Genomic DNA, 23,924 nt, shown 5'->3' on the forward strand with positions numbered 1-23,924 from the left:
ATTGAATTCCCTCAGTCTTTAACAAAACAAAAAAATTAATCCCGAGATCTTGAAAATTTTGTGGAGACATTAACATGTCTTAATAATTCCATCACAAATTTTAACTCACAAACTCTTTGTCCTCATTGTGCATTCGTTGTGCACTTTGTGTTCCATGACTGTTAAGTATGTACAAAAAAACGGATTGAATTATTGAAGGAAAATTATTCCATCGATGAATTCAATCCGCAACAATCAACATGAAACTAACTATAAATGAATAACCCGAACTATTGTTTTTCAGCCGACATCATTTTACATTGACGGAAACTGCCCTGGTAATTGGTGACTTCCAACTGATAAACGTAATTCGCGGAAGCGAGACCAAGAGAAGCCGGATTAATATTTATTTGCTGATCACCGGCATTCATACCCGGACGATTGATAGTCGCTACTTTTTTACCTGTAAGATCCCACAGTTCAATTTTCACATCAGAAGGAAGTTTGAGTGTAAACGGGATCACGGTTTCTTCTCGGTAAGGGTTTGGAAAATTCTGACCAAGTTTAAAGAACCCACCTGTTTCAGGTTCCATGGATAACATACCGGTAGAAACACCATTTCCATTAATGCCTACTTCAAGGAAGCTGTCCCATCCGCCTGTTGTCGCGTTGGGAGTGAGTGTCGCAAGTTGATTGATGTATCCATCCGCGAAAACATTATCCTGATTGAATGCAACAGGATCCGCGCCCCAGGTTGTGTACGGAGCGACAGTAGTATAGATCTGATTTTTTTCGGCGAGAGGATAAGTCAATTGTGAAGTAACCTGCAATACTGAATTTAAAAAGATCTGAAAGTGTACGTGACTGATCCGCCCCGGATACCAGCCCGGGAATATGGTTGTGAATTCAACTTCTCCGTTTACATCAGTCATCTGAATTCCCCGGCAAAAAGTTTCGCCTACATGATTCTGATTTCCGAGATGTCCGTTCACTGTATAACCGGAATAATAACCATCCACATTGCAATGCCAGATATCAACCCTGAGATTGGGCATAGGTAGACAATTTCCAGTACCGACTATACGCAGGCGGATTTTGTGAATCATGCCTACCTCTGTTTCGCGAATGTCATTTCGAAACATCGCAGCATTTGTACTGAGATCAATTGGATAAGGACCGGCTGTCTCCGATGGAATTAATACACATCCGCCACTTTGTTGTGGCCTGCTGCCTCCGGCAAGACTTTTTCCAAAAGGAAGAATAGAAGCCACACCTGCAAGACTGATGGTTCGTAGAAATTCTCTTTTATCCATTTTAAAGATTTATTTTTTGATGAAATCAAATGTAAATGCTATCCAGATAAAGAAACTGAATAGTAGGCGAACAAACGCATTTTGTCGGCGGAAAAAAATCTGGCAGGGATACAACACAATCATTTTCGGAAAAAATCCAAGATGAAAAAAGCAATCTGGAATTGCTCCAGAATTACTGAGGAAATAATAATGATTTTAATTCTCTTTCATTGCAGAGATAATCTCTGTTTTGCCGATTAGTCGCTGGCTTGGATACCATGCTGCGATTAGCCCAATCATAAATACCGTCAGCAATACATATACAAAATCGAGTGCCTGCATGTGTATCGGATATGCGTCAATCACAAAGGATCCGCCATTACCAAGTTTGATCAAACTAAACTGCTGCTGTAGAAAACAGATAATAAATCCAAGCGCCAAACCGATACCTGCACCGATTCCGGTGATGAATAAACCTTCGGTAAGAAAAATTCTTCTGAGCAACCGGCTGTCGGCACCCATGCTGTGTAAAATGGAAATATCTTTTTTCTTTTCGATCACCAGCATCGTCAGCGAACTGATGACATTGAATGTCGCGATGATCAGGATGAATGTCAGGATTAAAAACACAGCCCACTTTTCCGACTTCATAATTTTATAGATCAACTCGTGTTGCTGGTATCTGTTTTTTACCACGAAAGAAGATCCTGTGAGTGCCGCCACCTGGTTTTGTATTTCTTCAGTATTGGCATTCTTTTTAAGACCGACTTCCAGTCCGGTAAGCCTGTCATTATACTCGAGAATTTCATTCGCGAAGCGTAGCGGAACGATGATGTATTTCGTATCAAATTCCTGTTGTACTGAAAACACTCCGCTTGCGCTCAGATAGCGACGGTTAAAAGCTTCTTCCGGATTAACCAGGCTCGATGCTGATTTTCGTGGAGCATAGATTTCGAGCTGGGAGAAAATGTCATGGATATTCAGCTGGAGATTATACGCGATTCCTCCGCCGACAACAGCGTAATCGGTATCTCCGCGTTGCAGGAGGAATTGTCCATCAGCAAGCATACTGTCGATACCGGTCATTTTTTGAAATTCATCACTTACTCCTTTGATGGTGATGATGTATTGTTTGTCGCGGTATTTGACGAGGGCATTTTCTTCGACGACTTTGGTTACGTAGGCGACACCGTTGATTTGTTCCAGTTTTTGCAGTGGAAAATTTTCAAGGGAAAATGATTTTCCATGTGCGACGGAAATTTTCAGATCCGGTTCAAAAGAATTGTAAAGACGAAGAATCAGTGTTTCAAAGCCATTGAACACCGACAAAACAATAATCAATGCGGCGGTGCCGATCATCACACCCGTCGCGGATATCATGGAAATGATATTAATCGCACGCTGTGATTTTTTACTTACAAAATACCGTTTGGCGATGAAGAATGGGAGATTCACGATGGCTAAAGTACACAAAATGATTTCTCACAAACATAGCCTGCAAATGATGTAACAAACAGGCCTATTCAATCAACAATCTAAAATCTACAATCAACAATCCTATCACTTCCAGGCCTTCACTATCAGTCCGGTTCCTGTCGGATGGTTTCCATTCACATCCATCCAGTTTAGAACATAAGAAATCGGGTATGCGATGATATAGTAGAAAGGCAGCAGGATAAAAAACAGTTTTGTTTTGCCCAGCATCACAATCGGATATTTCATGGAAAGTCTCCATGCGATTTTTCCCGGAGCACCATACTGATAGCGAGCTTCCACTTTTGAAAAGCCGGCGCCTTTGAGTTTGTCCTGTATTTCCTGAATGTTGTAGCCGTCGCGTACATGTTCTTCGATGAAAGAGCTTTCGTCATCACCATGAACATCACTACCACCTTGATCAGAAGGAGTGGATATGAGCAGCATGGCTCCCGGTTTCATAGAAGCAACATAGTTTTTAAACACCTGAACATCTTCGAGAATGTGTTCCATCACATCGACACAAACGACCAGATCATATTTGTTGGGGTGAGTGAAATTGGTAAGATCGCCGACTTCAAATTTTACTTTTGAAGAACCGATCTGCTGAAAAAATTTGTTGCAGTCTGCTACTTGTTCCTCTTTCACATCCATCGCAAGAATGTTCCAGTTTGGATTTTTCTGACTGAGCCAATAAGTATACTGACCAAAACCCGCTCCTGCATCAAGAATATTGGAATCGGGCTTTGCTGTTTTAATCCATCCGCGAAGTTCTTTGTGCACATGCCATGCGCGAAGCAGCAAGAGGTCAAGGAGACCGTAAAAAACTTTTCTTAAAAAAGGGGTTTTATTAAAGATGTTCCCAAGAGAACGTTTAATCGGATCGTATTGCATAGAATCTTAGCGCCCTCAGCGCCTTTGCTTGATTTTTTTCTCTGATTTATTTTGCCTCGCCTTCATCTCCGGCCGGTTTTTCGCCACGGCTTTCTCTCAACAGTTTCTCAATCTTATCTACTTCATCGAGGGAGCTATCCAGGAAAAACCGGAGTTGTGGAATGATCCTGGCCTGATGGCGGATACTTGTTCCCAATCGTTTACGGATTTCCTTGTTATGGCTGTCGATCTGATCAATTACTGCCTGGTTGTCTTTTGCTCCGAAAATGCTGAGGTAAATGCTTGCAACGCTCAGATCCGGACTCACTTTTGCCCCCATTACGGTGACAAATGCCTTACCATAAAAATTATAGCCATCACGTTGGAAGATCTCCCCGATCTCCTTCTGTATCAGCCTGGCATATTTCTGTTGTCTCGTCGAATCCATGGTCCGCGAAGGTAGGTTTTTCTGCCGTAATTCCCTCATGAATTGTCGGCCCTGATGTGCTTGTGAGGATGAAAAAAGGTGATATTTAGATGAAATGAAGCATTTTCTTGAACTTCATTTAATTTTTCCCTGATACAAAAGAGGCCTGGTTCCAAAAATGATTGGAATAACAAAGTGAACCAATAAATCAGATCATTTCCCAAACCGATCCTCCTTCCAATTCAACGGATTGTTTGCGATGTATTTTTGGATGCGGTCAAACGCAAATTGATTCCGGATAATATGATCATGAAATCGGGGTTGCCAGGCGAAATGGGGGTTGATTTTACGCATTTCAAACGTGGATCGTCCTTTATACCATCGAATGATTCGGGAAATATTATTGTGGATCATTGGATTTTTATCGCCTGTGATACCACCGATTTTTTTGGTTGATTCGGAATTCGTTTGATGTTGGGGATGATATTGTAGGGACGCGATTAATCGCGTCCCTACAATATCATCCCCAACATTCCGATCGGTATTTGAATATCCCAATTTACCGTCGTTACCAAAACCATTGGTTTCGTTTTTATCAATAATCAAAACCCCATGCGTATGATTTGGCATCACGACAAATTCCCCCAATTCAACAAATGGAAAATGAACCGGAATTTCCAACCAAAATTGTTCCGCCAATTTTCCGATTTGATTTAATTGCATGGTTTGGGTCTCCGGATCAATTTCACCAAAAAAATGTTCCCTGTTCTTCGTGCAGATCGTGATAAAATATGCACCATTGCTACCGTAATCCCAATTTTTTAAACGCGCCGATTCGCTGCGGTATTTGTTTCGGAATTTTTCGGACATAAAAATTTCGATTGAATTTCTATTGGATGAAAACTCCCATTACATTTTTTATTAAATAAATATGAATGAGACGACGCAGGTTTTCAATCCTAAAATGAAGATGTCCGCAAAGGAATTGAAATAAATTTCTGAGAAATAATTTTCAAACCGTTTAGTGCTATTGGACATTAACTATACACTTAGGTGCAGTGTTTTTAATTGGGATACTTATTTTATTGGAAACCGTTATTTTGAATTTGTAATCTGAAGTCTGGAGTCTGGAATCTGGAATCGGTAGACTGGATTGTTGATCCCGACTCCCGTGGCCCGACTCCCCGAGCCTCGCAGGCTTTCCCAAAACCATTCGTTTCCTGCCCGAAAAAGGTATATTTGTAACGTGAAGAACTATTTCCGCCTGCTCCGCTATGTGAAATCCTACAAGGGATATGCACTGCTGAACATCCTTTTTAACATGCTTTCGGTGATTTTTTCGCTGGTTTCGCTAACCATGGTGATTCCATTCCTGAATGTGTTATTTAGTCAGAGTACCGAATTTCACCAGGAACCCTGGTCGCTCTCGCCAAAAGTGCTTTTCGCGAATTTCAATTATTACCTGAGTGAATACATTGTCGCCAATGGTAAAATGGAAGCACTCATCCTGATTTGTGTGCTGGTGATCGTGCTTTTCTTTCTCAAAAATTTCTTCCGATACCTCGCTATGTATTTTATCGCTCCGATCCGTAATGGTGTCGTACGCGATTTGCGAAACGGGATGTACGAAAAAGTGCTTTACCTGCCACTCAGCTATTTCTCTGACGAACGAAAAGGCGACCTCATTTCCCGCATGACCAGCGACGTGCAGGAAATTGAATGGAGCATCATGCAGTCTCTGGAAGTAATATTCCGGGAACCGCTCACCATTCTGCTCTTCCTCGGTACCATGATTACGATCTCCCCACAGCTTTCGATTTTCGTTTTCGTGCTTCTGCCGATCGCCGGTTTGCTCATCGGACAAATTGGAAAAAGTTTGCGTCGTACTTCCGCAAAGTCTCAGGCAAAAATGGGTGTTCTCCTTTCGACAATCGAGGAAACGCTGAGCGGGATGCGTATCATCAAAGCATTTACATCCGAACTTTTTTCGATGGAGAAATTCGGGAAAATAAATGACGAATACCGTCGTCTTATGACGCGTCTCTACCGCAAACGTGATCTGAGTTCTCCACTGAGTGAATTCCTCGGGGCAATTGTGATGGTGGTGGTGATCTATTTCGGAGGAAAGCTTGTTCTCGACGGAAGCTCCAGACTGGAACCTGCCATGTTTATCGCCTTCATCGTCATCTTTTCACAACTCATTCCACCTGCAAAATCTTTTACAGAAGCTTATTCCAATGTTCAAAGAGGTCTGGCTTCAGTGGATCGGATCAATAAAATTCTCTATGCGGAAGTGACCATCCGCGACAAGGAACACGCTTTGCAGATCAGTGATTTCAATCATTCGGTTGAATACCGCGATGTGTCTTTCGCTTATCACAAAGGTGGTACCGGTTGGGTATTGCACAATGTGAATCTCAAAATTGAAAAGGGAAAAACTATCGCCCTCGTCGGACAAAGCGGATCAGGGAAGACAACATTGGCCGATTTACTGCCACGTTTTTACGATCTTGAAGAAGGAGAAATCCTGATCGACGGAGAAAATATCAAAGACTACAAACTTGCCGATCTGCGCGGACTAATGGGCATCGTGACTCAGGAGAGTATTCTGTTTAATGATACAGTGTTGAACAACATCGCTTTTGGAATGCCGAATGTGAAGGAGGAAGATGTCATCGCTGCAGCGAAAATTGCCAATGCACACGACTTCATCATGCAAATGCCGGATGGTTACCAAACCAACATCGGTGACCGTGGAGGAAAAATGAGTGGAGGACAGCGTCAGCGGATCAGCATCGCGCGTGCAGTTCTTAAAAATCCTCCAATCCTGATTCTTGATGAAGCTACCTCAGCATTGGACACCGAAAGTGAACGTCTCGTACAAGACGCGCTCACACATCTGATGCAAAACAGAACAACTCTGGTCATCGCACATCGACTATCTACCATTCAGCATGCAGATGAAATTATTGTGATGCAAAAAGGAGAAATCCTGGAAAGAGGCAAGCACTTTGAACTTCTCCAGAATGGCGGAGTGTATAAGAAGCTATACGATTTGCAGACTTTTGTGTAAATTGTTATTGGGTTATTAGGTTATTGAGTTATTAGAGCTAATGGGTTGAATAATTAATCTCGATACACATTAAACATGGTAATCGATTTCTTTTCTTTGAATTAGAAAATTATTTTTTCACTACAAAATTTTCACATACATCACTTGAAATCCTATTTCTTCGTGAGCTCAATAACCCAATAACTCAATAACTCAATAACTCAATATCCCAATAACCCAATAACACATTTCTTACAGACATCACCCGCAATCCTCTAACCCGTTTGTTTAATAACTTAATAACTTAATAACTTAATAACTCAATAACAATGACCTCAGATCCTTTCATAAATGCCGCTATAGAAGAAGCCCGCCAAGGTCTCAAAGAAGGCGGTATTCCTATTGGTTCAGTAATGGTTCGTGACGGAAAAATTCTGGGCCGTGGACACAATCAACGCGTCCAGAAAAACGATCCGATGACTCATGCGGAAATTGATTGTTTGCGAAATGCGGGAAGAGTGGGGAATTACAAAGGCGCGGTTCTGTATAGCACTTTGATGCCTTGTTACCTCTGTGCCGGAGCCGTTGTTCAGTTCGGAATAAAAAAAGTAATTGTCGGCGAATCCCGTACATTTCCCGGAGCCGAACAATTCATGCGCGATCATGGAGTGGAAGTCATCAATCTCGACAATGCTGAATGTATTGAGCTAATGGAAAATTTCATCCGCGACAAACCAGAATTGTGGAACGAGGATATTGGGGAGTGACGGTATCAGGTATGAAGTATAAAGTATAAAGTATTAGGTACAATGGGCCGAATACGAAGTAAAAGGAAAGTGTCCGATTCAATTGCACGCCCGGCCCAACAACGAAGAACCAACAACGAATTCTTTGTATAAGTTGCTCGGTGCAAAGCCAGACCTGATTCATTCACATACCAATCCCAAATACCAACAACCATAAATTAGTAACTCTGCCCGTCCCTAGTCCCCCGTCCCCCGTCCCCCGTCCCTAAAGAATTCCTATATTTACCAGTTAATCACCATCCAAAATAAAATGGAAACCACTACCCAAAAGTACCCCGCAGTTAAAAATTATGTAGCCGGAAAATTCATTCAGAACGGCAAAAGCCAGATGGAAGTTATCAGTCCGTCTACAGGAAAAGTAATTTCCAGTGTTCCGCTTTCATCGGCTCAGGATCTTGACGAAGCAGTTAAAGCCGCCAAAGCCGCATTTCCGGCATGGTCGGCTATGCCCATAAAAGAACGCGTACAGGTTTTTTACCGCTACAAAACGCTGTTGGAAAAAAACATGCAGGAACTTGCACGCATGGTGCAGGAAGAAAATGGCAAAACTCTCGATGAGTCAATTGCTGAAGTAGAAAAAAGCATTGAGCTTACGGAATTTGCATGTTCTTTACCACAATTGATCTCCGGAGAATTACTCGAAGTGAGCCGTGGAGTGGAATGTCGCGTTGAGCACAAACCACTCGGGGTTGTCGCTTCGATCGCTCCATTCAATTTTCCAAACATGGTTCCACACTGGACCATTCCGAATGCTATCGCTCTCGGAAACTGTATGATCCTGAAACCATCTGAACAAGTTCCCATGTCGGCAAACCGAATCGCGGAACTGTTGAAGGAAGCCGGATTACCTGATGGAGTTTTTAACGTCGTAAATGGCGACAAAGAAATTGTCGAAGCGATTTGCGATCACCCAGATATCGAAGCTGTTTCATTTGTAGGTTCTACCAAAGTGGCAAAAATTGTTTACCGCAGAGCTACATCCAATCTGAAACGTTGTGTGGCACTTGGCGGAGCGAAAAATCATCTCATCGTACTTCCGGATGCTCACCAGGAAATGACGGCCAGCAATGTTACGGCTTCCATGTCGGGTTGTGCCGGACAGCGTTGTATGGCGGCATCCGCAATGGTAGCCGTTGGAAATATTGATACCATCATTGCAAAAATCTGCGACGAAGCGAAGAAAATTGTTCCGGGAAAAAATCTTGGTTCAGTAATCAGCAAAGCCGCGAAAGAACGCATTGAAAAATACATTACTGAAGCCGAAAAAGCAGGAGCAAAAATTCTTGTGGACGGAAGAAACTGGAAAGTACAAGGCAAAGAAGAAGGGTTCTATGTAGGACCAACGGTCATCGACTTCGTTACTCCGGATATGGCAATAGCAAAAGAGGAAGTCTTCGGACCGGTACTCGCCATCATCCGCGCGAAAGATCTTGACGAAGCAATCGCGATTGAGAACAGTTCGAATTACGGGAACGCGGCATCCGTCTTTACGCAAAGCGGCGGTCTTGCCCGTCAGGTGATGGAACGTGCCAGCGCGGGAATGATCGGTATCAATATCGGTGTTCCGGTTCCGCGTGAACCTTTTAGTTTCGGTGGATGGAATGAAAGTAAATTCGGTGTTAACGACATCACCGGAAAAAGTTCCATCGAATTCTGGACCAAACTCAAAAAGACTTCCGTCAAATGGAATGCTGAAGCGAAAACAAACTGGATGAGCTGAGAATTTAGTTATTAGGTTAATTAGTTATTAAGTTATTGAGCCAACGGGTTACTTAATTTATTGTCTAATACCCTTTACGGATGATGCCATTCACTCTTCACCATTCACTATTAAGTTATTAAGTTATTGCACCAACGTTTTTGCTTAATTAATTGTCAATTCTTGTTAATATATGGAGGATACTCTTCACCATTCACTGTTCACCATTCACTCACTATGAATACTTTTGAGGAATTAGAAGCATGGAAAGTCGCTAGAGAATTTCGGATTTATATTTCGGAGTTGATAGTCACATTCCCTTCTCACGAAAGATATAAACTGTGCGATCAGATCACCCGTTCTGTGCGATCTGTTGGAAATAATATAGCAGAGGGTTTCGGGAGATATCATTTTCAGGAAAATATTCAATATTGTCGACAAGCGCGAGGTTCCTTACATGAAACTCTTGACCATTTGATTATAGCACTTGATGAAAAATATATTGATCAGGAGAAATTTAATCATAGCAAATTATTATTTGCAAAAAATCTGAAGATTCTGAATGGATATATTAACTACCTTCAAAAAGCTAAATCTCAAAGTTCAGGGGCTAAAAATTATTTAACCGATCTCGATATCGAATATGGTTTGAAAAACTAACTAGAGCTATTAAGTTAATAGGTTATTAAGTTATTAAGTTATTTGAGGCAGTAGTTAATAACCCAATAACTCAGTAACCAAAAGGTACATCTCAATTTATTACGCATCCCATCAGCTTAATAACCTAATAACTCAATAACTCAATAACCAAAAGGTACATCTCAATTTATTACGCATCCCGTCAGCTTAATAACCTAATAACCCAATAACCCTGTATTTCAATGTCAACAGCTACGATCACCAAGAAAGACGAAATTTTAAATAATAACCTCGATTACACGCTCTTCTCCTGGAGTAAACAAAAAGGTATTTCTCCGCTTGCTATCCAGCGCGGGGAAGGTGTGTATCTGTACGATTATGACGGAAAAAGGTACATCGACTTTTCTTCAGGTTTGATGAATGTCAATATTGGTCACGCCAATCAACGCGTTACCAAAGCTGTTACTGATCAAATGCAGCAAGTGAGTTATGTAACACCAAGCTGTGTTACAGAAGTTCGTGGAGAGCTGGGTAAAAAGCTTGCGGAAATTTCTCCGGGTAATCTGACCAAAACATTGTTCACCGTTTGTGGTGCCACCGCGATTGAAAACGCGATTAAGCTGGCTCGCTTATATACAGGAAAACACAAAATCATTGCTCGTTACCGTGCATTTCATGGTGCATCTTATGGAGCGATGACAGCCGGTGGAGATCCACGCAAATTGGCTGCCGACTCCCAGCAGATCCCGAATATTGTGCACGTCGAGGATCCTTATTGTTATCGTTGTCCATGGGGAAAAGAAATTAACTCCTGCGAACGTGAATGTGTGAGTCACATCGAAAGAGTCATTCAGTTCGAAGGGCCGGAGAATGTCGCGGCGATACTCATGGAAGGAGAAAGTGGTTCTTCCGGTTGTATTAAATATCCACCGGATTATTTGAAAAAAGTGCGGGCACTTTGTGATAAATATGGTATTCTGCTTATTGCGGATGAAGTGATGAGTGGTTTTGGCCGTACCGGTAAATGGTTTGGTGTGGATGTGCACGGTGTCGTTCCGGATATGATCGCAACCGCGAAAGGAATCACTGCCGGCTATCTGCCTTTGGGAGCATTAATTGTTTCGGATAAAATTGCGGATCATTTCAATGATCGTCCGCTCATGCTTGGATTAACTTATTCCGCTCACGCTGTTTGTTGTGCAGCCGGATTGGAAGTCTTGAAAATCTACGAAGACGAAAACATGATTGAAAATGCAGCCGAGATGGGGAAATATGTTGAAAGCAGAGTAGAAGCTCTCAAACAAAAACACCCAAGCATCGGTGATTTCCGTACAACAGGATTATTGGGCTGTATCGAACTGGTGAAAAATCGCAAGACAAAAGAACCCATGGCTCCTTTCAATGCAAAACCGGATGAAATGGTTGTGATGAACAAGGTTGCAGCGAAGATCAAAGAACTCGGCATGTACACGTTTGTGCGCTGGAACTATATCTTTATCGCTCCGCCATTGTGCATTACAAAAGAACAAATCGACGAAGGTCTTGCCATCATCTCACAGGCTATCTCCATCGCCGACGAACATGTAAACTAAAAAACTTTGCGCCCTCGGCGTCTTTGTGAGAAATAAACGGTCCATGTCTTCATCGGAAACAGAACAACGTAACTCCTCCCTCTACAGCGAAGATCTCGCACCTGTTCCCCAGGAAAAGAGAACCTGGAACACATGGAACTACGCCGCACTGTGGATCAGCATGAGCCTGTGTATTCCAACATACATGCTCGCCAGTTCATTGATCGAAGGAGGGATGAACTGGTGGCAAGCCATCCTCACAATTTTTCTTGGCAATACAATTGTTCTGATTCCGATGATTCTCAACGGTCATGCCGGAGCAAAGTATGGAATTCCATTCCCTGTTTTTGCCAGAGCGAGCTTCGGGGTGACCGGAGCGAATATTCCAGCTATGCTTCGGGCAATAGTTGCATGTGGTTGGTTTGGAATACAGACATGGATCGGTGGTTACGCGATTTATCTGATGATCAAATGCTGGTATCCCGGCATTGAAAATCTTCCTCAGATATTTCCTACTTCCTTCGGTTTGCAAACCGGACCCGCTATCACATTCTTTTTATTCTGGTTTCTGAACATGTGGGTTGTTTACCTCGGCGTCGACAGCATAAAAAAATTACTTGTCTTCAAAGCATTTTTTCTCCCGCTTGCGGCACTTGCACTTTTATTCTGGGCGATTTCAGCAGGACATGGTCTCGGCCCTATTCTCGCCCAGCCTTCGAAATTTCAAACGAGTGCTGAGTTCTGGAATTATTTTTTCCCCGGACTCACAGGTATGGTAGGATTCTGGGCCACATTGTCATTGAATATTCCTGATTTTACTCGTTATGCTAAAAGTCAGAAAGCCCAGATCATGGGACAAGCAATCGGATTGCCACCTTCCATGACATTATTTTCTTTTATTGGTGTGGTGGTTACTTCGGCTACCTTTATTATTTATGGAGAAACAATTTGGGATCCGCTGGTACTTGCAGGAAAATTTTCCAGTAAATTGCTTGTGAGCATCGCGATGATATCCGTGACCATTTCAACTCTTGCTACTAATATCGCCGCGAACATTGTGAGTCCGGCGAATGATTTTTCCAACCTATCCCCATCAAAAATTAATTTCCGAACGGGAGGATACATCACAGGTGTAATCGGTATCCTCATTTTTCCCTGGAAACTCATCGCGGATCCAAACGGATATATTTTCACCTGGCTCATCGCGTATTCCAGTTTGCTCGGACCTATCGGCGGAATCATGATAGCGGATTATTATTTTATCCGAAAACAAAAGCTAAACCTGATTGATTTGTATAAATCCGTTGGAGAATATTCATTCAACAAAGGTTATAACAGAATCGCCATCATCGCACTCCTTTGTGGAATTCTCCCGAATGTTCCCGGCTTCTTTACAACAATAAAGGTGATGGATGTTGGGACAGTATGGCCCTGGATCGCTCATCTCTACAATTATGCATGGTTCGTCGGATTTTTAGTTTCGGGAATCGTGTATTATCTTGGGATGGCAAAGACTGTGGCTGGCAGCAGACGAAATTAATTAAGGTCACAACTCGTAGGTTATTTAGATATTAGGTTATTTAGACTAAAAGTTTCATTCCCAATAACTCAATAACTCAACAACTCAACAACTCAACAACTCAATAACCTAATAACCCACTAATACAATAACTCAAAATAGATGTCACTACTTATCAGAAACGGCCGAATCATCACTTCATCTGAAGATTACATCGCGGATATATACACCGAAGGAGAAACCATCAAAGCGATCGGGAAAAATCTTTCCATGAAAGCTGATGAAGAAATCGATGCATCAGGAAAAATGATTTTCCCGGGAGGCATCGATCCTCACGTGCATCTCGATATGCCTTTCATGGGCACATTTTCTAGCGATAATTACGAAACAGGAACACTGGCTGCTCTCCACGGCGGAACTACCATGGTGATTGATTTTATCCTTCAGACACAGGGGAAATCTTTACGCCATGCGCTTGAACAATGGCAGGGCCGATCGAATGGAAATTGTTATGGTGATTATTCATTTCACATGGCTGTGACTGATTTTAATGATCAGACAAAAGCGGAAGTAAAAGAAATGATCGAGAAAGAAGGAATATCATCCTTTAAAACCTTCATGGCTTACAAAGGGGCTTTGATGATTGACGATCGCCAGATGGTTGGTTTGATGCAGGAAGTGAAAAAACAAGGCGGGATGGTTACTGTTCACGCAACCAACGGCGATATGATTGATTACCTAGTGGCGAAACACAGATCGGAAGGAAAGCTCGCGCCATTGTATCACTATCTCTCCCAACCAGAAATCACCGAAGCCGAAGCCAGCGGCCGTTTTGCCGACATGGCCAATTATACCGGAGTGCCCGCATACATTGTACACATGACCTGCGAGGGAGCTTTGAATCATGTTCGTGATGCAGCAAGAAGAAACCAACAGGTTTTTGTCGAGACATGTATTCAATATCTTGTCCTGGACGCGACTCTTTATGAAAAAGATTTTGACGGCGCCAAATATGTAATGAGTCCGCCTCTGCGTGAGAAAAAAGATCAGGCTGCATTGTGGGCAGGAATCAACCAGGGCACTGTTCTGGTGGTCGCGACGGACCATTGTCCGTTTAAATGGGAACAAAAGAAAATGGGAGAAAAAGATTTCTCTAAAATTCCAAATGGTCACCCCGCTATTGAACACCGCATGGAATTGTTATTCTCTGAAGGTGTAAACAAAGGCAGAATCAGCCTGAATAGATACGTTGAAGTGAGTTCAACCAATTCCGCGAAACTCTTTGGCATGTATCCAAAGAAAGGAACCATTGGAATCGGCTCGGATGCAGACCTTATCATCTTTGATCCAAATCAAAAACACAAAATTTCCGTGAATTCGCATCACATGAATGTTGACTACAGCGCTTACGAAGGATGGGAGCTCACCGGTAAATGCAAAACAACTATCTTGCGCGGACAAGTAGCCGTCGACAACGGAAAAGTCCGTATCAACAAAGGCTACGGACAATTTGTAAAGCGTAACAAAGTCTCGGGGATAATTTAGAATGATGAATTTAGATTTATGAATGTGGTGTTGTAATTATTATTGAATGTGCTGAATTAAACTAAAATGAGAGATAAATCAGATAATGTTGTAGAAGCTAAATCATATCAATTTGCTTTGTCAATTATCATGGTGTATAAGCAATTAACACAAGAGAAAAAGGAGTTTGTGCTTTCGAAACAACTTGTTCGATCTGGAACTTCTGTTGGATCTAATGTACGGGAGGCAACAAGTGCCGAATCAAAAAGGGACTTTGTTCACAAGTTGAGTATTGCATTAAAGGAAGCAAGAGAGGCGGGCTATTGGTTGGAATTATTAAAAGACAGTGAATACATTGGCAACGAAGTTTTCCTAAAAGTTAATGCAGAATGTAATGAAGTTGTAAAAATAATAAGTAGTATTATTCTAACTACTAAATCCAGATATTTACAGGAAGAAGAGAGTGATTACAATCTACCCGACATGAGTATATATGATTCACAAATTTGATCATTCTATTCTGTGAGGTAAAACCCTATTACATAACACTTGAAATATCGTATTCACTCATTCATAATTATTAATATTAAAGCTCCCGAATTTCCTCCTTCTATCAAATCTCGTGACCACATTCATAATTCTAAATTCATAATTCTAAATTAATAACTCATTTCATGCCTCGTAAAATTAAATCCGGATTAATCCAAATGTCCCTCCCCAAAACAGAAGGCGAAGGAACAATTCCTGAAATCGTGGAAGCAATGGTGCAAAAGCACATTCCTCTCATCGAAGAAGCGGGAAAAAAAGGAGTACAAATTCTTTGCCTCCAGGAAATTTTCAATACACCTTATTTCTGTCCGGGACAAGATAAAGCCTGGTATGAATCAGCCGAAACGGTTCCGGGGCCAACAACAGATCGAATGGCAGAGTATGCAAAAAAGTACAACATGGTCATCATCGTTCCGATTTATGAAAAGGAACAAGCCGGCGTACTTTACAATACAGCTGCTGTAATTGATGCCGATGGAAAATACCTCGGCAAATACCGCAAGAACCACATTCCTCATACATCCGGATTTTGGGAAAAATTCTTCTTCAAACCAGGGAACCTTGGTTATCCGGTGTTCCAGACAAAGTATGCAAAGATTGGTGTATATATTTGTTACGACCGTCACTTCCCTGAAGGCGCACGCATTCTTGGATTGAATGGCGCAGAAATCGTTTACAATCCTTCAGCTACTGTTGCCGGACTCTCACAGTACCTCTGGAAACTAGAACAACCTGCACATGCCGCAGCCAATGGTTATTTTATGGGCTGTATCAACAGAGTAGGTGAGGAGAAGCCATGGAATCTTGGCAAGTTCTACGGTTCTTCGTATTTCGTGGATCCGCGCGGACAAATATTTTCGCAGGCATCTGAAGATAAAGACGAACTCTTGATCGCCGACTTTGATCTCGATATGATAGAAGAAGTCCGTTCCACCTGGCAATTCTATCGCGACCGCCGCCCGGAGACTTATGGCCGCATGACAGAACTTTGAATGCTTTATTAGGTTATTAAGCTGTTAAGTTATTATGACTTCATTAATCAGGTTCCAATAACTCAATAACCTAATAACTTAATAACTCCAATGTAAATCAACATTCAAAAATCAACAATCTACAATTCAACATGTCCGAATACAAAGCGCCCTCCACCGAAAAAGAATTCGAAGAAAATTTTGCACCGCTGAAGCCATTGATGAATTCAACGGAAGCATATTACGAAAGCTCACGTTGTCTTTTTTGCTACGATGCTCCCTGCGTGAATGCCTGTCCGACCGGTATTGATATTCCGCTGTTCATCCGGCAAATTAATTCCGCCAATGCTATCGGTGCTGCGAAGACAATCTACGATTCGAATTACTTTGGTTACGCTTGTGGAAAAGTGTGTCCGACAGAAGTTCTTTGTGAAGGCGCTTGTGTTTACAATCATCAGGATGTGAAACCAATTGAAATCGGTCGTTTGCAAAGTTACGCGACACGCCAGGCTATCCGTACAAAGAAACAACTGTTCACTCCGGGAAAATCAAACGGAAAAAAAGTCGCTATCGTTGGTGCCGGACCGGCAGGGATATCTTGCGCATGTGAATTAAGAATGCTCGGATTTGCTGTGGATATATTCGAAGCAAAAAAACAATCATCTGGACTTACAGTTCACGGTGTTGCACCGTATAAAATTTCAAATAAAGAAGCCCTTGAAGAAATGGCTTATCTTGAAATGCAATTTGGATACACTGTGAAATACGATAGTTCGATCCTTACTAAAGAAGATGTTGCATCACTTGAAAAGTCTTATGACGCTGTTTTTCTTGGAATCGGACTTGGACTAACTTCAGGTCTGAAAATTAAAGGCGAAGATCAGGAGAATTGTTTTGGCGCTGTTGAGTTTGTTGAAGAGCTCAGGAAGAAACATCATGCCATAAATGTTCCGAAAAAAGTAATTGTTCTCGGCGGAGGAAATACTGCCATGGATGCCGCTTCTGAAAGTGCACGTATGGGCGCGGAACTTGTCATTCTCGCTTATCGTCGCAGCAAAGAAGAAATGGGTGCCTATGAATTTGAATACGATCTTGCCAAAGGTACCGGAGTGAAAGGCATGTTCAATGTCGCCCCTCTCGAAATTCGTGGTGATGGCAAAGTGAACGGAGTTCAGTTTATCCGTACAAAAACTGAAAATGGCAAAGTGGAAAATATCCCGGGATCAGAATTTTTTGTAGAATGTGATTGGGTGATCAAAGCAACCGGCCAGTCTAAACAACTTGAGTTTTTGAAAAACATCAATGGATTGGAAATGGACAAAAAAGGATGTATTGTCGTGAACAAAGAAAATGGCCAGACAAATAATCCGAAATATTTCGCTGCCGGTGATGCAGTGAGCGGAGGCCAGGAAGTTGTCAATGCTGCCGCCGATGGACGCAAAGCCGCTCATGGAATCAAATCCTACCTTGGATTGTAATTCAATAATTCACTTTACTTCTCTGTGTAACTCTGTGAAGCACTCCGCGTAACTCTGTGTCTAAAAAAAGCAAGTCGCTATATTCATTTTAAAGCCCCAATTACAAATCGGGGATACATTGGATTAAAGTGTCCGCGGAATTAAAGCACCAATAATTTCATCCTGATTGAATACGAAATTCCGAAACTATATTTTTAATTCTTCAACAATTTCGTAGTCCCTGCATCCTTTCCGTCTCTGGTGATTTTTAAAAAGTAAACACCGGTCTGCAAACCCTCAAGGTTTTGTATTGCTTCCACTTCCACACCATGATCCGAAGATCGGTGTGAGGACGCAACTACATTCCCGCCGATATCCATCAGCTGAAAATCCATTTCACCCTGCGCAGGACTGAAATAATCGATTTTGACAGATGTGCTGAATGGATTTGGTGATATGGACAGAATTTTAAATTCTCCATCATCGCCTTTGCTATTAATGGAAACAGGATCGAAGATTTCATATTTTCCATCGAAATCGGTTTGTCTTAAACGATAGAATGAAACACCATCCAATGGTGCAAAATCTTCATACATATAACTATGCATTTCAGTACTGTTGCCACTACCCGGTACTTTTGCGATGGACGTGAAATTTTGTCCATCACTACTTCTTTCGATATCGAAATATGAATTGTTTATTTCACTCATCGTTTTCCAGTTAATGACAACTGTTGAACTGATCAGCTGAGCAGTAAATTCAGACAACTCCACAGGAAGTGGATTGTTGTTTGTAGATGAGCCAAGTGTAAACGTTCCATAAACTGTAGGTTGTGAACTGGATTGCAAAGTGCCGCTTGTCGAGTTTCCGGTTGTTCCGTTGTTCCCATGATCTTTCCATTTGTTACTGGCCACATCCCATCTTGCGACACGCAAATCCCCGATAGTAGTTACACCACAACTATTCGTGTTCCAGCTGATGGTGACAGTTACCTTTGAAACGCCGTTCATTCTGTTCAGTACCCAGTATTCACAGCGACTCACATGATTCAGTCCGGGATCCAGATTGTTTACATTACCTATGGATATCGGATCAATATGTTGGTACTCTGCCATGAACTGGTCAGTGGAAGAGGAGGGTCCTGTCATGGATACCGGACGATACATATTGTTCCTTCCAACCGGAAATGTGAAGGACTGATTTCCTACTTTTTTTACAGGCCCGTTTACAAAACTGGAATTGCTTACACCCGACACTGTATTGATTCCATTGTCAATGATGAGCGGATTCGTAACAGTTGTATAAATCATTCCTGTTGTAAGGGTGATGGAATTCGTAATCGTAACGGGAACATTCAAAGTTAATCCTGCTGTTCCATTGTTCATCACGAAACGACGGATGTTAAATGCGAATGCATTGTTTCCCGTTATGGTTTGCGCGGAAGATCCATTGATAGTGACTGTACCACCTCCGGCCCCCAACGTTAGATTTGCGTTGGTGCCAATGGATGAAATATCTCCTGCAAATGTATTGTTATTGTTATATGCAGGATATAAAACTCCTGTTCCCGTCTGCTGGAATGTTGCAGAACTATTATAGTCGTCTGCTGTACTGTTGGAAAGATACATGATTGCAGTACTGCTGTTTTTAATCAGTACGGGTCCGTTGAATGTGTTTCCTCCAGAAGAGGAATTGTCTGTAATTCCGGTTTTCTCGAATTGTGATGTTCCGTTAAAGGTGGAGCCATTTAAATATACCTGCGGAAAGGCTGTAACAAGTGTGCCGTTAAATGTGGATCCTGATTGAAAATAAATTGCAGCTGTTCCGGTACCGGTGAGGTTTACAGATGAGGAACCATTTTGAGTGAATTTTCTTAAATACAAATCCCCCGCATTATAACCGGAAGCTCCGACCGAAATTGTTTTGCCGGATGCCAGAGCTGCTGTTCCATTGCTTTGACAGAATCGAATCCCCCCTGTGCTTGTATTGTTCAGGATAATGTTCCCATTGAAATCAGTTCCCGATGCATCGTTGTGCGCGATATAGAGAATACCTGTACCTGTATTTGTAAATGTCGCGTCACCATTAAAATCATCAGCAGTTGATTGTGCAAGCGTGATCGTCGCATTGGCGCTGTCTGTCAACGAGAATGTCGAATTGAATTTATTATTTCCACTCCAGTTATCATTCGAAGTTCCTGTTTTTACAAACGCACTTACTCCGTTGAAAATTCCTCCATTTAACTGAATTCCCGGAGATGCAGCATTCAATGGACCATTAAATGTTGTTCCTGAATAAATATTCAATAAAGCGTTTCCATTCAACCGGATATTCTGAGGGGTGTTTCCATTTTGTGTAAAATTCGCCAGGAAGAGATTTCCTTTTGTAAATGTGCCTGTTGGAGCGCTGATTGTTTTTCCACTGGCCAGACTGCTTGTTCCTGAATACCCCGGCCAGCTGAAGCAGATTCCATAATTACTTGAAGTACCGCAACTGCTGCTTAGAAGGATATTTCCATTGAACACGGATGATCCTCGAAGATTGAACCGGACAAATCCATCCGTACTTCCTGCATTTAAAATGGTAACATCACCGTTAAATGTACATCCTGAACCTGTACTTTCTGCAATCATCATCCTGACATCTGCTCCTGTACCGGAATTGTTGAAGGTCGTATTCCTATTGAATTGATTGCCGGATGAATTATCGGCGATGTAAAAATTACCGGAAGACGTATTGTTGAAATTGGCATCGGAATTAAAAACATCAGGATTGTTATTCCCCATTTTCAGATATCCGCTGCCACTATTCGTGATGTTTGTTATTCCCTGAAAAGTATTTCCACCCCGGCCATCATCATTTGTACTTCCTGTCTTGATCACAGTGGTAGTGCCACTGAAAGTTGCCCCATTCAGTAATACACCGGGTGAAGTCAGTGTTAAGTTACCGCCAAATGAACTCGCAGGTCCAATGACAGTCTGACTACTTCCGGTAAGGTTAAGTGTTTGTGCCGTCGATCCGCTCTGAGTAAAATTGATTAGATTCAAAACACCTTTTGTAAACCCTGTTCCACCTACTGTAATTGTTTTTGAATCCGCCAATACCGCAGAACCTGTATAGGTGTTCCAGCCAAAATAAATCCCGTAACTGTTGTTTCCGGAACCTGCAGTAGAATGCACAACAATATTTCCATTGAATGTGCATGTACCTCTTAGATTAAATCGTATCAGACATGTATTCGCGGTTCCGGTATTGTTGGCTGTAACATCGCCATTGAACACTGCTGATGCCGCAGCAGCTCCATCACATACCAGTATCCTTGCATCTGACCCGCTACCTGTATTGTTGAAAGTTGTATTTCCATTGAATATCGTTCCAGCCACATTGTGTGCCAGCTGGATATAAGCAGTTCCTGAATTTGTGAAAGTAGCATCACCTCCAAACTGATCCGGTAGTGTATTCCCGGTCAGAAAATTTCCACTTCCTGAATTTGTAAGCGTAAATGTCGAACCGAAAATATTTCCTCCATTCGAATTGTTGGAAGAACTACCTGTTTTCGTACCTGTAAAGGTTCCATTGAAAGTACTTCCATTCAGATATAACGATGGTGCCGTACAGCTCATGTTACCGTTGAAAGTAGTTCCTGTGCTGAATGTAAGTGTAGATGTACCACTCAGAGTGAGGTTCACATCTGTATTTGCATTCTGTGTGAAATAACCCAGGAACAAACTTCCTTTGGTAAAGCCAATACTATCGATCGTAAAAATTTTTCCTGCCGCTTGTGTTGCGGCACCTGTATATCCTGGATAACAGAAGTAAATACCCGTCGTTCCTGCGCCGGATGTTGTATTTCCTATATTGATATTGCCATTGAAGGTACAATTGCCACGTATATTAAAACGAATAAGAGCAGTGTTTGCAGAACTTGTATTCAGAGCCGATACATTCCCGCCAAACACAGCTGATGAACCTGTACTTTCACAGATCTGAATCCTATTGTCAGAACCTGAACCGGAATTCAACAAGCTGCAATCTCCTGCATAATTATTCCCGACACTGTTATGTGCAAGGTAAACATATCCGCTGCCGGAATTAATTACGGAAAGATTCCCGGTAATACTGTCCGGATTTGAATTCCCCATAAGAATATTTCCGCTGCCTGTATTTTGAAGTTCAAGAGTAGAACGGAATTTATTTCCGCCATTCGATGTTTCATTGCTGCTTCCTGTTTTTGTGAAGGATGCTGTGCCATTGAAGGTTCCCCCATTGAAAGTTACACCTGGACAAGTACTTTCAATATTTCCTCCAATGAAAGTAGATGGTCCAAATAGCAATGTCGCTATTCCGGATAAAGGAAGATCAATTGCAGCGTTTCCGACTTGCGTAAAATTATTGAACTGCAAAGCCCCTTTACTGAATCCCGACGCACCTATCCTGATGGTTTTTCCTGTAGCCAGGGTTGTATTTCCTGTTCCTCCGGAAACTCCCAAATGAATTCCGTAACTACTGTTACTGCCCGATGTACAATTCAATGTCAGGTCGTCATTAAAAGTTGTTGCGCCTTTATTTCCAAACCGGACAACGGCATTAGTAGATGTTCCTCCGTTGACAATTTCAACCGGACCATCAAACTGTATAGAAGAAGAAGCTCCTGATTCACATACATAAAAATTAGTTGAACCGCCGCCTGTTCCGGTATTCTGAATGCTTGCGCTTCCGCTGACTCTGTTACCGGCTGAGTTGTACGCAATAAAGAAATGTCCGCTGCCATTGTTTATGAATGAAGCATCTCCATTCCACACATCTGCATTTGTATTACCTAAAAGCAAGTAACCATTACCCGAATTCGTGATAGTGCTATTTCCATTGAATGTATTCGCGCCCGTACTCTGATCATTTGAATTACCGGTTTTGGTAAGATCACTCAAGCCACCAAAAGTGCAGCCATTCAATTGAAGTACTCCTGAACTACTTGTCACATCACCATTCAATGTTGATCCCGGTCCTAAGATCAGGGTACTGTTAGCTCCCATGGATAAATTTACCGCCGCATTTCCTGATTGAGTAAATCTTTTTAAAAGCAAAGTTCCTTTTGTAAATCCACCGGCGCTAATGGAGATCGTTTTTCCATTAGCGACTGTGGCACTTCCTGTGCCGGAACCAAATTGAATTCCACTACCATTCGTAGAGCTTACAGTTATATTTCCATTGAATTGCGTTCCGCTTGCATCATTGTATGCCGGATAAATAATGCCGTTGCCTGTATTTGTGAAATACACATCGCCGTTAAAAATATCTTTCGTAGTATTTGAAAAAAGAAAATTTCCTGAACCATTATTGATAAATGCGGCAGCATTGTTAAAAGTATTGCCGCCATAACTATGGTCGTTTCCATTTCCTGTCTTGGTAATGGTAACTGAGTTTTGAAATGTAGTATTTCTGAAAGTAACAGAATTTGTTGTCGCGACAACCGGCGGCTGAATCACCGGACTTCCGGCAGATGAACCAAAGACAGTATTTGTTCCTGAAGCGGTAAATGTTCCATTACCGGAAATTGTTCCTCCGTTGATAGTGCAATTTCCATTCACCGAAAAATTTCCTGTGCTGATATCGAGTGTAGCCCCAGTGTTCATCGTAAAATTTCCACTCAACGAAAGCGGATTTCCGTTTGTACTCAGTACCGCTCCATTATTAAGAGTGAGTGAAGCAATGGTAGTGGCTTCAGCAAGCACAGGAGAATGCGCAGTTGAACCAATGATAATTATGTCTGATGCCCCCGGGGTTCCCGAAGGTGTCCAATTACCGGTAAGTCCCCATTCAGAACCCAGGCTTCCATTCCATGTATATGTCGTACCGGCTTTTGCATCTTCACTGTTTCCGAAATTGGAATAAATGAAAATTACTCCAGCGACAAGAAAAAACAAAAATGCACTCACAACTGCAATTCGCATTTGTAATGTGCTCCTTTGACGTTGACGGGTTCTTCTACGAAGTCTGTTTACTTTTTTTGGTGGCATACTTTTTTATGAATCGATTGTCTTTACCATTTTTAACCACACATTCCGCTTCTCGTTTTTCAGAAGAACACCGGAT

General features: G+C 42.0%; 16 protein-coding genes. 10 read left to right on the forward strand and 6 right to left on the reverse strand.

All coding sequences use genetic code 11. The features are described from left to right. Positions 1–269: 269 nt before the first annotated feature. The 5 genes from IPP86_01840 to IPP86_01860 all read right to left on the reverse strand — a co-directional run bounded on the left by IPP86_01840 (position 270) and on the right by IPP86_01860 (position 4,914). Complete coding sequence (locus IPP86_01840) at positions 270–1,292, reverse strand: hypothetical protein (GenBank protein ID MBL0137255.1); 1,023 nt, start codon at positions 1,290–1,292, stop codon at positions 270–272. A gap of 195 nt (positions 1,293–1,487) precedes the next feature. Further along, entirely contained in the window at positions 1,488–2,726 is a 1,239-nt protein-coding gene (locus IPP86_01845; protein ID MBL0137256.1) for an ABC transporter permease, read from the reverse strand. A gap of 105 nt (positions 2,727–2,831) precedes the next feature. Next, positions 2,832–3,638: a class I SAM-dependent methyltransferase gene (locus tag IPP86_01850; protein ID MBL0137257.1), complete on the reverse strand. Its 807-nt coding sequence runs from the start codon at positions 3,636–3,638 to the stop codon at positions 2,832–2,834. A gap of 46 nt (positions 3,639–3,684) precedes the next feature. Continuing rightward, positions 3,685–4,065, reverse strand: coding sequence for a 30S ribosome-binding factor RbfA (gene rbfA / locus IPP86_01855; GenBank protein MBL0137258.1), 381 nt, complete (start codon positions 4,063–4,065; stop codon positions 3,685–3,687). Positions 4,066–4,257: 192 nt separating this feature from the next. Beyond that, on the reverse strand, positions 4,258–4,914 hold the full coding sequence (locus IPP86_01860) for a transposase (GenBank protein MBL0137259.1): 657 nt from the start codon (positions 4,912–4,914) through the stop codon (positions 4,258–4,260). Positions 4,915–5,290: 376 nt separating this feature from the next. Here IPP86_01860 and IPP86_01865 point away from each other — a divergent pair, with 376 nt between their 5' ends. From IPP86_01865 to IPP86_01910, 10 genes are all read left to right on the forward strand, one after another. Continuing rightward, positions 5,291–7,117: an ABC transporter ATP-binding protein gene (locus IPP86_01865; GenBank protein ID MBL0137260.1), complete on the forward strand. Its 1,827-nt coding sequence runs from the start codon at positions 5,291–5,293 to the stop codon at positions 7,115–7,117. 308 nt (positions 7,118–7,425) lie between these two features. After that, positions 7,426–7,863 (forward strand): nucleoside deaminase, encoded by a 438-nt coding sequence (locus IPP86_01870; protein ID MBL0137261.1) that lies wholly within the window; start codon positions 7,426–7,428, stop codon positions 7,861–7,863. A 289-nt stretch (positions 7,864–8,152) separates the two neighbouring features. Then, the gene (locus tag IPP86_01875; protein ID MBL0137262.1) at positions 8,153–9,622 is read left to right on the forward strand and encodes a CoA-acylating methylmalonate-semialdehyde dehydrogenase; all 1,470 of its coding nucleotides are present in this window, start codon (positions 8,153–8,155) and stop codon (positions 9,620–9,622) included. Between the two features lie 216 nt (positions 9,623–9,838). After that, on the forward strand, positions 9,839–10,261 hold the full coding sequence (locus tag IPP86_01880; protein MBL0137263.1) for a four helix bundle protein: 423 nt from the start codon (positions 9,839–9,841) through the stop codon (positions 10,259–10,261). A 221-nt stretch (positions 10,262–10,482) separates the two neighbouring features. Continuing rightward, positions 10,483–11,832: an aminotransferase class III-fold pyridoxal phosphate-dependent enzyme gene (locus IPP86_01885; protein MBL0137264.1), complete on the forward strand. Its 1,350-nt coding sequence runs from the start codon at positions 10,483–10,485 to the stop codon at positions 11,830–11,832. 43 nt (positions 11,833–11,875) lie between these two features. Then, a complete protein-coding gene (locus IPP86_01890; GenBank protein MBL0137265.1) occupies positions 11,876–13,351 on the forward strand; it encodes an NCS1 family nucleobase:cation symporter-1 in 1,476 nt (491 codons plus the stop codon). Between the two features lie 141 nt (positions 13,352–13,492). After that, positions 13,493–14,875 (forward strand): dihydropyrimidinase, encoded by a 1,383-nt coding sequence (gene hydA, locus IPP86_01895; GenBank protein ID MBL0137266.1) that lies wholly within the window; start codon positions 13,493–13,495, stop codon positions 14,873–14,875. A 66-nt stretch (positions 14,876–14,941) separates the two neighbouring features. Then, positions 14,942–15,364, forward strand: a complete 423-nt coding sequence (locus IPP86_01900) for a four helix bundle protein (GenBank protein MBL0137267.1) — start codon at positions 14,942–14,944, stop codon at positions 15,362–15,364. 164 nt (positions 15,365–15,528) lie between these two features. Continuing rightward, positions 15,529–16,395 carry an acyltransferase gene (locus IPP86_01905; protein MBL0137268.1) on the forward strand — a complete coding sequence of 289 codons (867 nt, stop codon included), beginning with the start codon at positions 15,529–15,531 and terminating at the stop codon, positions 16,393–16,395. A gap of 131 nt (positions 16,396–16,526) precedes the next feature. Beyond that, the gene (locus IPP86_01910) at positions 16,527–17,852 is read left to right on the forward strand and encodes an FAD-dependent oxidoreductase (protein MBL0137269.1); all 1,326 of its coding nucleotides are present in this window, start codon (positions 16,527–16,529) and stop codon (positions 17,850–17,852) included. Between the two features lie 194 nt (positions 17,853–18,046). Here IPP86_01910 and IPP86_01915 read toward each other — a convergent pair whose 3' ends face one another. Next, a complete protein-coding gene (locus IPP86_01915; protein ID MBL0137270.1) occupies positions 18,047–23,848 on the reverse strand; it encodes a T9SS type A sorting domain-containing protein in 5,802 nt (1,933 codons plus the stop codon). Positions 23,849–23,924: the final 76 nt, after the last annotated feature.

It is taken from the genome of Bacteroidota bacterium (assembly GCA_016720935.1).
GTDB lineage: Bacteria > Bacteroidota > Bacteroidia > AKYH767-A > 2013-40CM-41-45 > JADKJP01.

What these genes read in the sequence shown, in the direction of transcription:
- IPP86_01890 (MBL0137265.1), top strand. Translation starts at nt 11,876, where the DNA reads ATGTCTTCATCGGAAACAGAACAACGTAACTCCTCCCTCTACAGCGAA.
- IPP86_01900 (MBL0137267.1), top strand. Translation starts at nt 14,942, where the DNA reads ATGAGAGATAAATCAGATAATGTTGTAGAAGCTAAATCATATCAATTT.
- IPP86_01910 (MBL0137269.1), top strand. Translation starts at nt 16,527, where the DNA reads ATGTCCGAATACAAAGCGCCCTCCACCGAAAAAGAATTCGAAGAAAAT.
- IPP86_01870 (MBL0137261.1), top strand. Translation starts at nt 7,426, where the DNA reads ATGACCTCAGATCCTTTCATAAATGCCGCTATAGAAGAAGCCCGCCAA.
- IPP86_01875 (MBL0137262.1), top strand. Translation starts at nt 8,153, where the DNA reads ATGGAAACCACTACCCAAAAGTACCCCGCAGTTAAAAATTATGTAGCC.
- IPP86_01915 (MBL0137270.1), bottom strand. Translation starts at nt 23,848, where the DNA reads ATGCCACCAAAAAAAGTAAACAGACTTCGTAGAAGAACCCGTCAACGT.
- IPP86_01885 (MBL0137264.1), top strand. Translation starts at nt 10,483, where the DNA reads ATGTCAACAGCTACGATCACCAAGAAAGACGAAATTTTAAATAATAAC.
- IPP86_01860 (MBL0137259.1), bottom strand. Translation starts at nt 4,914, where the DNA reads ATGTCCGAAAAATTCCGAAACAAATACCGCAGCGAATCGGCGCGTTTA.
- IPP86_01850 (MBL0137257.1), bottom strand. Translation starts at nt 3,638, where the DNA reads ATGCAATACGATCCGATTAAACGTTCTCTTGGGAACATCTTTAATAAA.
- IPP86_01880 (MBL0137263.1), top strand. Translation starts at nt 9,839, where the DNA reads ATGAATACTTTTGAGGAATTAGAAGCATGGAAAGTCGCTAGAGAATTT.
- IPP86_01840 (MBL0137255.1), bottom strand. Translation starts at nt 1,292, where the DNA reads ATGGATAAAAGAGAATTTCTACGAACCATCAGTCTTGCAGGTGTGGCT.
- hydA (MBL0137266.1), top strand. Translation starts at nt 13,493, where the DNA reads ATGTCACTACTTATCAGAAACGGCCGAATCATCACTTCATCTGAAGAT.
- rbfA (MBL0137258.1), bottom strand. Translation starts at nt 4,065, where the DNA reads ATGGATTCGACGAGACAACAGAAATATGCCAGGCTGATACAGAAGGAG.
- IPP86_01905 (MBL0137268.1), top strand. Translation starts at nt 15,529, where the DNA reads ATGCCTCGTAAAATTAAATCCGGATTAATCCAAATGTCCCTCCCCAAA.